This is a genomic window from Actinobacillus arthritidis (assembly GCF_029774155.1).
In the GTDB taxonomy this organism is placed as follows: domain Bacteria; phylum Pseudomonadota; class Gammaproteobacteria; order Enterobacterales; family Pasteurellaceae; genus Actinobacillus; species Actinobacillus arthritidis.
In genome coordinates, this window is the sequence record NZ_CP103833.1 from 687512 (window position 1) to 701831 (window position 14320).

Below are 14320 nucleotides of genomic sequence, written 5' to 3' on the forward strand. Positions count from 1 at the left end.
TTCTAAAAGAGGAAATTAACCTTGAGCGATATGGTTAAAAATATTGTCCTTTGGGTAGTGGTTGCAGTTGTTTTAATGACTGCCTTTGAGGGCTTTAACTCAAATTTTGGTAACAACAATACGGTTGCTTATTCGACTTTTTTAAATGATATTAAATCAAATAATTTGAAAGAAGTGGATTTCAAACGTAATGATGAAACCATCTCCGTTACTAAAAACGATGGTACGCAATACCAAACCGTAATGCCGATGTATGACGAATACTTATTGGCTGATCTTGCGAAAACAAATGCAACGGTCACCGGTCAACCGGAAGAACGCCGTGGTTTGTTATCTCAAATCTTGATTTCTTGGTTCCCGATGTTAATGCTAATCGGCTTTTGGTTGTTTTATATGCGTCAAATGCAAGGCGGTGGCGGTCGTGGTGCGATGAGTTTTGGTAAGAGCAAAGCGAAAATGCTGACTGCTGAGCAAGTTAAAACACGCTTTACCGATGTAGCTGGTTGTGATGAAGCTAAAGAAGAAGTCGGCGAAGTGGTGGATTTCTTAAAAGATCCGAGTAAATTCCAAAAACTGGGTGGACGTATCCCAAAAGGTATTTTAATGGTTGGTCCTCCTGGTACAGGTAAAACCTTATTAGCGAAAGCGATTGCCGGTGAAGCTGGCGTGCCATTCTTTACGATGGCGGGTTCTGATTTCGTAGAAATGTTTGTTGGTGTTGGTGCTTCTCGTGTACGTGATCTTTTTGAGCAAGCGAAGAAAAATGCACCTTGTATCATTTTTATCGATGAAATTGATGCGGTCGGTCGTAAACGTGGTGGTGCAGGTTTTAGCGGTGGCCATGATGAGCGTGAACAAACCCTTAACCAGATGTTAGTTGAGATGGACGGTTTTGAAGGTTCAGAAGGCGTGATTATTATCGGCGCAACGAACCGTGCGGATGTGCTTGATGACGCATTAACCCGTCCGGGACGTTTTGACCGTCAAGTCACGGTAGATTTACCGAATGTGAAAGGTCGTGAGCAAATCTTAAAAGTGCATATGAAAAAAGTGCCGCTTGCACCGGATGTTGATCCTATGATTGTAGCTCGTGGTACACCGGGCTATTCAGGTGCGCAATTAGCAAACTTAGTTAATGAAGTCGCTTTATTTGCCGCACGTAAAAATCAACGTGTTGTAACCATGGATGACTTTGAAAAAGCTCGTGACAAAATCAATATGGGGCCGGAGCGTCGTTCAAATACGATGACCGAAAAAGAATTGATGAATACCGCTTATCACGAAGCCGGTCACGTGATTGTCGGTTATTTAATGCCTGAACATGATCCGCTCAATAAAGTAACCATTGTGCCTCGTGGCCAAGCACTTGGTTTTGCACAATTTTTACCGGAAGGTGACCGTGTAAGTGAAACCTTTACCAAATTGGAAAGCCAGCTTTCAACCTTATTTGCAGGACGAATTGCCGAAGGACTTATTTTTGGTGAAGATAAAATTACTACTGGTGCGTCTTCGGATATTCATCGTGCAACGCAAATTGCTCGTGCAATGGTAACCCAATGGGGCTTCTCTAAAGAGTTAGGTCCGCTGTTCTATCAAAATGAAGACGGTATGGGGGCAATCAAAGGCGTATCGGAAGAGTCGCAAAAATTGATTGACCAAGAGATGCGTAAAATCATTGATCGTAACTACGAGCGTGCGAAGAAAACCTTAGAAGACAATATGGATATTTTACATGCGATGAAAGACGCATTGTTAAAATATGAAACCTTAGATCGTAAGCAAATTGATGATTTAATGAATCGTCGTCCAGTTGGTGAGCCGGCAGGTTGGAATGATAAGGGGGATAACAGTTCATCTAATGATTCTAATACTGTACAAAAGACGGATACGGACTCAAAACCGACAGAAACGAGCCATTCTGATGCAGAAGTTGCGGATAAACAAGCAGATGCTTAGTGATTAATAAAGAGCCGAGAAATAAAAATTTCTCGGTTTTTTTATGCCTGAAATTTGTTGATTTTACAAGCGGTTGAATTTTTTGGAAACTTGTAATCCCATAAATGAAGCTAACTTGTTGATTTTCAATGGTGTAAAATTTAGTTTACGGTGAAATTTTTTCGTTACATTTTTGTTTTGTTCTTGTAGAATGGCTTCATTCATAACAATTTAGAGGTTAGATATGCAAAACAAAACGCTTGGAAGTACATTAATTGTTGCAGGGACGACAATTGGTGCAGGAATGTTGGCGATGCCGCTGACTTCTGCTGGGATCGGTTTCGGATGGACATTAGTATTGCTTATTGCACTTTGGTTATTACTTTGTTTTAGTGCATTGTTATTCGTTGAACTGTATCAAAATGCGGAAAGTGATGCAGGGATTGGGACCTTAGCTGAAAAATATTACGGTAATTTGGGGAGAATTGTTTCTACTGCGGTATTAGTGATTTTTTTATATGCGATTCTTTCCGCTTATGTTTCTGGCGGTAGTTCATTATTGGCAAGTATCTTGCCAACGATTAATGATGCAGAAACCACAAAAAGAATTGCTGGTGTGATTTTTACACTTGTATTTGGCGCTTTTGTGGTAATCGGAACGACGAGTGTGGATATTATCAATCGTATCCTATTTTTAACTAAAATCGGTGCGTTTTTATTAGTATTAGCCTTGTTATTACCGAATATTTCAGTAAGTAATTTACTTGAAACACCGATTGATAATGCGTTATTAATTTCTGCAACCCCGGTTTTCTTTACCGCTTTCGGCTTCCATGGTTCAATTCCGAGTTTAAATAAATATTTAGACGGAAATGTCAAAGCGTTGCGTATCTCGATTTTAGTCGGTACGGCGATTCCGCTAATTGCGTATGTATTATGGCAACTTGCGACACATGGATTATTAAATCAAACCGCATTTTTACAATTAATTGAAAAGGATCCGACGTTAAACGGCTTAGCGGAAGCAATTCAGCAAATGACTGGTAGTTCATTAATTGGTGGAACGGTTAAATTATTCTCGGCATTGGCTCTTATTACTTCATTTTTAGGTGTTGCGTTAGGTTTATTTGAATGTTTAGAAGACTTGTTTAAACGCGTGCATATCAATACGCCTCGTATTTCTTTGGGGGCATTAACCTTTATTCCGCCAATGTTATTTGCCTTTTTCTATCCGGAAGGTTTTATTGCCGCACTGGGTTACGCAGGACAAATGTTTGCTTTCTATGCGTTAGTTTTACCGATTGCGATGGTGTGGAAGTTCCGTAAATTGCATCCGGAGGCAAAATATAGAGTATTTGGCGGCAATGTGGCATTATTAATTGCATTATTATTAGCAATATTTATCATTAACGTGCCATTTATTATTGAAGCCGGTTATTTACCGAGAGTAATTGGATAATAATGTAGAGAAAGTGGTCGAATTTGGCTAAAAAATCGAAATTATGTAGCAAATGCACAAAGAGGCTAATCTGTTTCAATTATATAGGGGCGAACACGGTTCGCCCCTACAAATAAACTTTTTTGCAACTGTTACATAATGCCGTAAAAAATTACAAATTTTGACCGCTTGTTTTAAGTTAACTGTAAATACAATCTTATTGGTTATTATATAAATGAAAAATAAAATTTTAGGCAGTGCTTTGATGATTGCAGGCACAACGATTGGTGCGGGAATGTTAGCGATGCCGCTCACTTCTGCTGGAATGGGTTTTGGTGCAACAGTAGTTTTACTGATTTGTTTATGGGCATTATTAGCTTATACCGGTTTATTGTTTATGGAAGTTTACCAAACTGCCCCAAAACAAGATATCGGGGTAGCGAGTTTAGCTGAACAGTATTTTGGTATCTCAGGACGAGTATTAACGACAACAAGTTTATTAATTCTACTTTATGCACTTTTAGTCGCTTATATTACTGGTGGTGGTTCATTATTATCAGGGTTGTTGCCGGAAATCGGTGATGCACAAATCACAAACCAAGTGGGAATTTTACTGTTTACCGTATTACTTGGTTCATTTGTCGTTATTGGTATCAAAGGGGTAGATGGTTTAACTCGTTTACTCTTTATTGGGAAAATCATCGCTTTTGTATTTGTGTTGCTAATGATGCTACCAAAAGCAAAATTGGAGAATTTAACTGCCGTTCCGCTTGATAATTTATTTGTAGTATCTGCCATTCCGATTTTCTTTACCTCATTTGGTTTCCACGTAATTATGGCGAGTATCAATACTTATTTAGATGCAGATATTCGTAAAATCCGTATTGCGATTTATATTGGTACAGCAATTCCATTAGTGGCGTATTTATTATGGCAACTCGCAACGCACGGTGTGTTAACCCAAGCGGAATTTGTAGAGATTTTAAAACAAGATCCAACGTTAAATGGTTTAGTGAAAGCCACTAGCCAAATTACCGGCAGTACAATTTTAGGTGAAATGGTGCGTTTATTCTCAGCACTTGCATTGATTACCTCGTTCTTAGGCGTAGCAATGGGGATTTTCGAGTGTGTGGGTGATTTATTAAAACGTGTGAACTTACCGGCAAATCGTTTATGGTTGACCTTAGCAACCTTTATTCCACCAGTATTATTTTCGTTATTCTATCCAAATGGATTTATCGGCGCGTTAGGTTATGCAGGTTTACTCTTTGCCTTCTATGGTATGTTATTACCAATCGGTTTAGCTTGGAAAGCACGTCAGCAAGATCCAAATTTAGCTTATCGAGTGATTGGGGGGAATGCTTGCACTCGTGATTGCATTAATTGCTGGTATTATCATTATGATTATTCCATTCTTTATTCAGTTAGGATATTTACCACAAGTTGCTGGCTAACATATAAAATACAAGCGGTTAGAAATTGTGAGAAATTTGCAGATTCTAACCGCTTTTTTATATAAGAATACTTTGAGAATTTTTTCGTCAGGAAGAAAAGATGGATATTGCAATAAAATCACGGCTTATTGAATTTAATACGAAACAACGTCACGCTTTTTCTCAAGGTGATGTTTTTGAGCTGATTTATCAGCGTAGTGATTTTTACGATGAATTATTATTAACCCTATGGCAATCTTTTGGCTTTGATAGACGTACGGATATGGCATTGATTGCCGTGGGCGGTTATGGTCGAAGAGAGATGTTTCCGCTGTCTGATGTGGATATATTAGTTCTCACAGAGCAGAGCATTGATGAGAAAAGTACGCAACAGCTTAACGCATTATTTAATATTTTGTGGGATTGTAAATTACAAGTCGGTGCAAGTATTAGAACATTAGAAGAATCCTTAGAGATTGGACGTAAAGAGATTTCTGTTGCAACAAATATTTATGAAGGACGTTTTTTAACTGGTAATAAACAGCTATGGACAGCATTAGTTGAGCAAATATATCAAGCAGATTATTGGCCGATAGAAGCGTTCTTTCTAGCGAAGATAGAGGAAAAGAATGATCGTTATGCGCGTTACCATAACACCAGTTATAACCTTGAACCGGATCTTAAGCATAGCCCGGGCGGATTGCGAGATCTGCATTTGATTTCTTGGATCTTCTTGCGGCAATTTGGGACTTATTCGTTTGAAAGTTTATTGAATAAGGGAATCTTATTTCCTGAAGAGTTTCAAGAGCTGAATAAAGCACAAACGATCTTGTTCCGTATGCGTTTTGCGTTGCATTTACAGCTTAAACGTTATGATAATCGCCTACGTTTCGATCGCCAGCTACAATTAAGTGAATTATTGGGCTATAAAGGAGAAGGCAATCAAGCGGTAGAAGCGATGATGAAGACCTTTTTTCAAGCAACACAAACGATCTCCCAGCTCAGCCAATTATTGTTAAATAGTTTTGAGCAACAGGTATTGAGATCGCAAAATAATTTGGAAAAAAGACCGCTGGATCAATATTTTTATTTGCAAGGATCAGAAATTCATTGCCAAGATCGCAGGTGCTTTATCCATACACCGAGTTCGATCCTTGATTTATTCTATTATTTAACCGTATATCCTGAGGTAAGTGCCAGTGCCACGATGTTAAGGCATTTACGTTTAGCACTATATAAGCTGAATCAGCCTTTAAGTGCATTGCCTGAAGCCAGAGCACGTTTTATTCGATTATTTGAACAGCCGAATGTTGTTAAAAAAGCGATTATTCCAATGCACCAATTAGGCGTATTAACGGCTTATTTACCACAATGGCAAAATATTGTTGGTTTAATGCAATTTGATTTATTTCATATTTATACGGTAGATGAACATACTATCCGAGTGATGCTGAAATTGGAAAGTTTTTTAGATAAACAAACGGCAGAACAGCATCCACTTTGTTGTCAGCATTTTATGCATTGTCAGCATAAACCGTTACTTTATTTAGCGACATTGTTTCACGACATTGCAAAAGGACGAGAAGATGATCACGCAGAAGTCGGTGCATTGGATATGGAACAATTTGCATTGCAGCATAATTTTGACGCGGATCAGATAGCTAAAATGGTTTGGTTAGTACGTGAACATTTAACGATGTCAATTACGGCACAAAGACGGGATATCCACGACCCATTTGTAATAAAAGCCTTTGCAGAAAAAGTAGAAAATCAAACCGCTTTAGCCGATTTAATGTGTTTAACGATTGCTGATATTTGTGCGACGAATGAAACACTTTGGAATGATTGGAAGCGGTCGCTTTTTGCCCAACTTTTCCAATTTACCAGTCAACAATTGGTTAAAACGCTCGATTATCAAAAAGAAGCAGAGATGAATAGATTACAAGCGTTAGAGTTAATTAAATTTACGTTAAAACCGGATGAACGGATAACGTTACAAACATTTTGGCAATCGTGCCCAAGTAGCTATTTCCTACGTCATAAACCAAAGCAATTAGTTTGGCACGCTTTATCTTATCTTAAGCGACAAACAATGCCGTTAGTGCTAGTCAGCAATGAATATGCACGAGGTGCGACTGAAATTTTTGTATATTGTGAAGATCAGCCTCAACTATTTTTACGTATTGCCCAAATACTCAGTCAAAAGAAAATCAGTATTCATGATGCACAGATTATTACAAGCCAAAATGGTTTGGTTTTAGATAGCTTTATTGTCACGGAATTGAATGGAAATCCGTTAGATTCAATGCGTTGCGAGCAAGTTAGGCAATCACTTGAAGTAGTATTAACGACAAAAGATGCGAAAATTCATAAACCAATGCGTAAGCCGGTAAAACATCAATCTTTTAAACGTCAAACAAATGTGAGATTTTTAGCCAATTCTCAACAAAATCAGACCGCTTTTGAACTATTTACACTGGATAGAGAGGGATTATTAGCACAAATCAGTGATGTGCTAAATCAGTTGGATTTAAATTTAATCAACGCCAAAATCACTACGATTGGTGAAAGAGTCGAAGATTTTTTTGTTGTTACGACACGACAAAATCAGGCATTAGATGATAATACTCAAAAAGCATTGAAATCAGCGTTAGTAGAGGAACTGGCAGACTCCTAATGAGAATAAAAAAGGGCTTTATAGCCCTTTTACATTAAACATCAAGATTGTGTTTTTAGTAAACCTGATGAACCTTCCGAATAATCACGGGGCTGATCGTCACTCACGTTTTTCGCATTATCAGTTAGTTGTGGTTGTTTAAAAAACTCAACTTGTTTAGCTTCCGGAACAAGCATTTCCGAACCTTTTGCCAAATGCGTATACAGCTTTTTATAGTCTTCTGCTAATGTGGAAAGCAATGCGGCAGATTGCTCAAAATGTTGTTCAAGTTGCTGTTTTTGAGCTTCAACTTGTTCTTTGGTCGCTTTAAGTTCCGTTTCAAGTTGAATATGTTGTTTTACGTTGCCTTTTAAAGCACGAACAACCGCACATCCAACGATAATACCGACAAAAAAAGCCGCACAAATCGCAAACCATACATTAGGTGTCCATTGTTCCATCTTAGAATCCTCTAGGTTATAAAGATAACTATTTTTTATCACGTTACATTAGGTATGAGAAGACTTTCAAAGGGTTAATTTTTAAAAATTTGAGCCTCCCGACAAATTTTATATTTTATGCAAAAAAATTTAGCTTTTTAGGGAAAAAATCTGTATAATCCTCGCACCCTGTTTTGTTTGGACTTTCCCGCCGAACAAGTTTGGTCAGATTTTGACTCGAAGGGGTCGGATTCTACCGTCATATAGGTAATTCGCTTATTTATAATAAGTGAATTGGGTTATAACTAAAAATATTGGTATTTAATTAATGAAAACTTTTGTAGCAAAACCAGAAACAGTAAAACGTGACTGGTACGTAGTAGATGCGACAGGTAAAACTTTAGGTCGTTTAGCTACTGAATTAGCACGCCGTTTACGCGGTAAACATAAAGCTGAATATACTCCACACGTAGATACAGGTGATTACATCATCGTTATCAACGCAGAGAAAGTAGCAGTAACTGGCAAAAAAGAAACTGACAAAATCTACTACTGGCACACTGGCTACGTAGGTGGCATCAAAGATGCAACTTTCAAAGAAATGATTGCACGTCGTCCAGAAGCAGTGATCGAGATCGCAGTTAAAGGTATGTTACCAAAAGGTCCTTTAGGCCGTGAAATGTTCCGTAAATTAAAAGTTTACGCAGGTAACGAACACAACCACGCCGCACAACAACCACAAGTTTTAGACATCTAATCACGGAGCATCGAAAATGACAGCAAAAAATCAAAACTACGGCACAGGTCGCCGCAAAAGCTCTTCAGCTCGTGTATTTATCAAACCGGGCAGTGGTAACATTACCATCAACCAACGTTCTTTAGACGTTTACTTCGGTCGTGAAACTTCACGCATGGTAGTTCGTCAACCATTAGAATTAGTTGAGTTATTAGATAAATTAGATTTATACATCACTGTTAAAGGTGGTGGTATTTCTGGTCAAGCAGGTGCGATCCGTCACGGTATCACACGTGCATTAATGGAATACGACGAAACTTTACGCCCTGCATTACGTGCGACTGGCTTCGTTACTCGTGACGCACGTCGCGTTGAACGTAAAAAAGTGGGTTTACACAAAGCACGTCGTCGTCCACAATACTCAAAACGTTAATTTCGAGTATTACCGATATACGAAAGTATTATCAGCAGAAGGCAGGATTATTCCTGCCTTTTCTGTTTTTATCGCCTGACAAGTGCTAAAATAAGTCAGATTTTTAACCAAGGATTTTTTATGTTAGCCATTATTTCTCCTGCCAAAACATTAGATTTTGAAACCCCCGCACCTAATTTCTCATTTGCAAATTCTCAACCGATATTAACCGCTTATAGTCAACAACTGATTGATATCTGTAAACAGTTTTCACCGGCAGAACTAGGTTCTTTAATGTCGATCAGCGATAAACTTGCTAGTCTGAATGTAGCCCGTTTTGCAGAATGGCAACTGGAACATAACGAACAAAATGCTAAAGCGGCCTTATTTGCGTTTAAAGGTGATGTTTATACCGGACTGGATGCAGAAACGCTTACTCAGGCGCAAGTAGAATATGCACAGATGCATTTACGTATACTGTCCGGCTTATACGGTTTACTAAAACCGCTTGATTTAATGCGACCGTATCGCTTAGAAATGGGAACGAAATTAGTTAATCCGAAAGGCAAAGATCTTTATGCGTTTTGGGACGATATTATTACTCAACATTTACAGGCGACGATTGATGAACAAGGCGATAACATCTTAGTGAACCTTGCTTCGGACGAATATTATGGTGCAGTAAAAGCAAAACAGTTACAAGCGACCGTTATTAAACCGGCATTCTTAGATGAAAAGAACGGCAAGTTTAAGCAAATCAGTTTCTATGCGAAAAAAGCGCGCGGTATGATGGTACGTTTTATTTTAGAAAATCAACCGACTAACGTGGATCAGTTAAAAGCCTTTAATTACGGTGGCTATTGGTTTGATGAAGAGGCATCTAGCGCAACGGAACTCGTCTTTAAACGTGAGGAGCAGGCATAATGCGTTGGCTTTTTCTTGCAGGATTTTCATTATTTTTGACCGCTTGTAGCCTCACCCAAAAGCAATTTGAGTTACCGGAAAAAGTGGATTTCCAAGGTAAATCTTATGTGAAGGTAACGGATAATCGTATTGATGAAATGCGACAGTTGCTTTATTTACTGGCTGATGGAAAGCAAGATCCTGAACATTGGAATAATGGGATTTTATTTTTCTTAGATCAAAATTCTCAAGGGAAAACTTTGCAACAGCGAGTAGTGCTTCGCCAGGCGGCATTTGCGCAACAAAATAATACGCAATCTAAAGTCCGTATTGAGAATCAAGAGTTGCGTAGCGAAGTAATCTATCCGCCAACTGAGCGTTTTAATGATGTTTTACTTGAAGTTTCTCGAGGGCGAGATTTGCAATGTGGTTACGGGCAAATTCAATATTCGGATAAGCGACCTGTTTCTGTGAAAAAATGGCAAAATCCGACTGCTTATCAGGCTTCATTAGTCCAATTGGCACAACAACTGGCAACAATGCCATGGTTGATTATGTGCAAATAAATATAGTGGTATACATACTAGGGGAAGTGTATGGAGCAACAATATATTAAATTGGTAAAAAGAGCGGCAAATCTTGCAATTATTGTAGCTTGTTTACTGATTTTAATTAAGGCGGTTGCGTGGTGGAAAACCGGCTCTATTTCGATTTTAGCGGCGGTGACGGATTCAGTTGTCGATTTATTAGCATCGATTACTAATATTATCGTGTTGCGTTTTGCCTTACTGCCGGCAGATGAAAAGCATACTTTCGGACATGGGAAAGCAGAATCACTCGCGCAATCGCACAAAGTGCTTTTATTGGCGGGTCAGCAGTTTTCTTAGTGTTACAAGGTGTTCATAAACTCACCTATCCGAATTTTATTGAAGGATCTGAACTTGGGGTTATTGTCAGTATAATTTCTATCATCGTAACAGGTGGTTTAGTATGGTATCAAAAGAGAGTTGTAGCCCTAACTAAAAGTCCTGCGATTGCAACTGACTCCCTACATTATCAAACCGATTTATTTATGAATGGGGCCATTTTAGTAGCGATGTTGCTGAATTTATATGGTTTTGTATATGCAGATGCACTTTTTGCGATAGGCATTGCACTTTATATCGGTATTAATGCGTTTAAAATGTTTTGGGATGCAGTACAAGTATTATTAGATCGTGCATTACCTCAAGAAGAAATTGATCAAATTATTGAGCTAGCTACCAAACACGAACAGATTATTGGTTTTCATGACTTATTAACCCGTCAAGTTGGTGCGGTACGCTTTATTCAACTCCATTTAGAATTAGCTGATAATCTAACGCTATTAGAGGCTCACGATATTACGGATTCACTGGAGCGGAAAATTCTTGATGTGTTTCCTCATTCAGAAATTATTATTCATCAAGAGCCGACTTCAATTGTTCAGCAAGAGCTTAAATTAGGACAAGTAAAAGATTATGTACCAAGTTATCGCTAATTTTAGTTATCAAAATTTTGAAAGCGATCCTGTCACGCTTATTAATCAAATTGTTAATCAATGGCGTTTTAACGGACAGATTATCGGGCGAGAATTTGCGGTAACTTATCACCAAAATCCGCAAGCACACTTCCAAGTACGAGTATCAACTCCGGAGCAAACCAGTTTAATGCCGGAATGGAATAGTGAGGAAGTCAATGAGGCATTATTACAGGCAGAAGAAAGTGGCGTAGAATTTGAATCGTTTGAAATTGTCGGCAGAGATTATCAAGCGGAACAAACTAGCGAACTTGAACAGCAATCATTCCAAATTCTTTATACTACTCATTTAGACAGTTGCTCGCCGGTTTATGGCGGCGAGGATTTTTGTGCGATTCCGCTCTATCAGGCTACAAAACAGCAAGCAACAGCTTGGTGAACAGCTGATTAAATGGCAAGAAAATTGGCAATCTTGCGATCAGTTGCAAATGAATGGCGGAGTGCTAGAGCAACGGGCTTTAGCACAAATTAGTGAGGTCAATAGCGAACTTTCACAAATGGGAATAACCTTATGTCGTCAACTTGAAACGCTAAGTGGTGTGCCGACTTTCTATTATTTATATCGTTTAGGTAATGATTTAACTGCAGAACATCAGCGTAAGTGTCCTAAGTGTCAAGGAGAATGGAAATTAGCACATCCGTTGCATCAAGTGTTCCACTTTAAGTGCGACAAATGTCGTTTAATCTCTAATTTAAGCTGGGAAGTACAATAATATAACTTTCTGATCTATAAAATGAGAAAGTTGAATTGAAAATATGAGGTGAGGATTATATCCTCGCCTTCATTTTTTATTGTTTGGAGATTCGGATGATTATCCTTAATTTAGCTGTATTTACAGCATTACTTTTCCTACTATTTTTACTGTATAAGAACACGCAAAAATTAGGACAAACTGTTTTTGTCGGCTTATTACTTGGGGTAGTAAGCGGTGCAATTTTGCAAAATTTTTACCAAAAAGCTGAAATTGATGCGAGCTTAGAATGGATAAATTTAGTTGGTAATGGTTATGTACGCTTGTTGCAAATGATCGTAATGCCATTAGTATTTATTTCAATTTTATCGGCGATTACTCGTCTAAAACAAGCAGGATCATTGGGTAAAATCAGTTTTAGTGTGTTATCGGTTTTATTGGTTACTACAGCGATTGGTACGCAATCGGTATTGCAATGGTCTATTTATTTGATTTATCGGCGGAAGGATTGGTTGCTGGTGAGGAGAGAATTGGCGGCACAAGGCAAAGTCGCTGGGCGAGTAGAGCAAGTGTCAAACTTATCTGTCCCGGCAATGCTAGTGTCCTTCATTCCGAAAAACCCGTTCTTAGAATTAACCGGTGCAAACCCGACCTCAATTATTAGCACGGTAATTTTTTCTGCATTTTTAGGCATAGCAACATTAAGCCTTGCCAAAGAAGATGAAGCGTTAGGCGAACGTATTGCAACTGGTGTAGATACGTTAAATAAATTAGTGATGCGTTTAGTCCGCTTTGTGATTCGTTTAACCCCTTACGGCGTATTTGCTTTAATGCTGAAAATGGCGGCGACATCAAAATGGGAAGATATTGTGAATCTAGGTAGCTTTATCGTTGCTTCCTACTTAGCAATCGGCTTAATGTTTTTAGTGCATGGTATTTTGCTTTTCGTGGCAAAAGTGAATCCGTTTGATTATTATAAAAAAGTGTTACCAACACTCAGTTTTGCTTTTACTTCTCGTTCAAGTGCGGCGACTTTACCGTTAAATATCGAAACGCAAACCGATAAATTAGGTAATCAGAATGTTATCGCGAATTTCTCAGCGACTTTTGGTGCAACCATTGGGCAAAACGGCTGTGCGGGGATTTATCCGGCAATGTTAGCGGTAATGGTCGCACCAACGGTAGGTATTGATCCATTTAGTATTAGCTACGTTGTCACGTTAATTCTAGTGGTAGCAATTTCTTCATTCGGAATCGCAGGCGTTGGCGGCGGTGCGACCTTTGCGGCAATCGTGGTGCTTTCCACCTTAAATTTACCGATTGAATTAGTCGGCTTATTGATTTCGGTTGAACCGCTAATTGATATGGGACGTACCGCATTAAACGTAAACGGTTCAATGGTGGCAGGTACATTAAGCAATAAGTGGCTTAACCGAGCATAACAAGCGGTGTTTTTGGGCAAAAATTTTACGAAATTTGACCGCTTATTATCGAAAATAGAAAAGGGGCGTAAGCCCCTTTGTCTTTTCAAACAGTTTGAAGTGCTTTTAGAATTTGTTCAATTTCATTCCAGACTTGTTTTACCGGAATCGTTGAATTTCGCTCAAAGTAATATTGCATCGTCTTTAAAATTATCGTGGCGACTAACTCACCTTGATAATCTAAATTGTGATGGGGGAGTTTAGCTTGCTGGGTAGCAATATAATTGTTTTTTATCATCAAAAACATATCGTCCCACAGATGATGGCGTTTTGTTTTGATTTTCCATAACATCAAAATTACTTCTCGTTTTTGATAGAATTGAGGCAAAATGTCATCAATAAATTTATTCAAATCAAGAGTCTGCTTTCTTTTATCAATTAAATTGGCGTATTCAGCTTTAAATTCGTTAATCATTACACCTGCCAAATCGCTTTTACCTGAATAATATTTATAAAAGGTATTTCTATTAACTAATGCTCGCTCAAGAATTTCTTGTATTGCAATGTTTTCAAAGGGTTTTTCTTTCAATAATTCCATAAAAGCGGTGCGAATAACTTTATGTGTTTTTTGCACTCGCAAATCTTGTTTTTCAGATGACATAACAATTTTTCTCTAAATTATCCAGTTATTAGTAC

Annotated in this window: 10 protein-coding genes and 3 pseudogenes; 11 read left to right on the forward strand and 2 right to left on the reverse strand. The window is 38.3% G+C overall.

Annotated elements, in window-relative coordinates; all coding sequences use genetic code 11:
- Window positions 1–30: 30 nt before the first annotated feature.
- From ftsH to glnD, 4 genes and pseudogenes are all read left to right on the forward strand, one after another.
- Window positions 31–1956, forward strand: a complete 1926-nt coding sequence (ftsH, locus tag NYR89_RS03310) for an ATP-dependent zinc metalloprotease FtsH (protein ID WP_279446634.1) — start codon at window positions 31–33, stop codon at window positions 1954–1956.
- 223 nt (window positions 1957–2179) lie between these two features.
- On the forward strand, window positions 2180–3394 hold the full coding sequence (locus tag NYR89_RS03315; RefSeq protein WP_279446326.1) for an aromatic amino acid transport family protein: 1215 nt from the start codon (window positions 2180–2182) through the stop codon (window positions 3392–3394).
- Window positions 3395–3608: 214 nt separating this feature from the next.
- Window positions 3609–4827 (forward strand): annotated as a pseudogene (locus NYR89_RS03320) (aromatic amino acid transport family protein).
- 100 nt (window positions 4828–4927) lie between these two features.
- A complete protein-coding gene (glnD, locus tag NYR89_RS03325) occupies window positions 4928–7483 on the forward strand; it encodes a bifunctional uridylyltransferase/uridylyl-removing protein GlnD (protein WP_279446327.1) in 2556 nt (851 codons plus the stop codon).
- A gap of 41 nt (window positions 7484–7524) precedes the next feature.
- Here glnD and NYR89_RS03330 read toward each other — a convergent pair whose 3' ends face one another.
- Entirely contained in the window at window positions 7525–7923 is a 399-nt protein-coding gene (locus tag NYR89_RS03330; protein WP_279446328.1) for a Z-ring associated ZapG family protein, read from the reverse strand.
- Window positions 7924–8230: 307 nt separating this feature from the next.
- On the opposite strand from NYR89_RS03330, the gene rplM reads away from it, so the two are divergent.
- The 7 genes and pseudogenes from rplM to NYR89_RS03365 all read left to right on the forward strand — a co-directional run bounded on the left by rplM (window position 8231) and on the right by NYR89_RS03365 (window position 13645).
- Window positions 8231–8659 carry a 50S ribosomal protein L13 gene (gene rplM, locus NYR89_RS03335; protein WP_005596850.1) on the forward strand — a complete coding sequence of 143 codons (429 nt, stop codon included), beginning with the start codon at window positions 8231–8233 and terminating at the stop codon, window positions 8657–8659.
- A 16-nt stretch (window positions 8660–8675) separates the two neighbouring features.
- The gene (rpsI, locus tag NYR89_RS03340; protein WP_279446329.1) at window positions 8676–9071 is read left to right on the forward strand and encodes a 30S ribosomal protein S9; all 396 of its coding nucleotides are present in this window, start codon (window positions 8676–8678) and stop codon (window positions 9069–9071) included.
- A 120-nt stretch (window positions 9072–9191) separates the two neighbouring features.
- Window positions 9192–9974: a peroxide stress protein YaaA gene (yaaA, locus tag NYR89_RS03345; protein WP_279446330.1), complete on the forward strand. Its 783-nt coding sequence runs from the start codon at window positions 9192–9194 to the stop codon at window positions 9972–9974.
- Window positions 9974–10519, forward strand: a complete 546-nt coding sequence (locus NYR89_RS03350) for an ABC transporter ATPase (protein ID WP_279446331.1) — start codon at window positions 9974–9976, stop codon at window positions 10517–10519. The genes yaaA and NYR89_RS03350 overlap by 1 nt, the downstream gene beginning before the upstream one ends.
- Before the next feature lie 30 nt (window positions 10520–10549).
- Window positions 10550–11472 (forward strand): annotated as a pseudogene (locus tag NYR89_RS03355) (cation diffusion facilitator family transporter).
- Window positions 11453–12224 (forward strand): annotated as a pseudogene (locus NYR89_RS03360) (Zn-ribbon-containing protein). Before NYR89_RS03355 ends, NYR89_RS03360 begins: the two co-directional pseudogenes overlap by 20 nt.
- Before the next feature lie 95 nt (window positions 12225–12319).
- Window positions 12320–13645, forward strand: a complete 1326-nt coding sequence (locus NYR89_RS03365; protein ID WP_279446333.1) for an L-cystine transporter — start codon at window positions 12320–12322, stop codon at window positions 13643–13645.
- Window positions 13646–13730: 85 nt separating this feature from the next.
- Here the strand turns inward: NYR89_RS03365 and NYR89_RS03370 are convergent, their stop codons facing one another.
- Complete coding sequence (locus NYR89_RS03370; RefSeq protein WP_279446336.1) at window positions 13731–14285, reverse strand: TetR/AcrR family transcriptional regulator; 555 nt, start codon at window positions 14283–14285, stop codon at window positions 13731–13733.
- Between the last annotated feature and the right edge of the window lie 35 nt (window positions 14286–14320).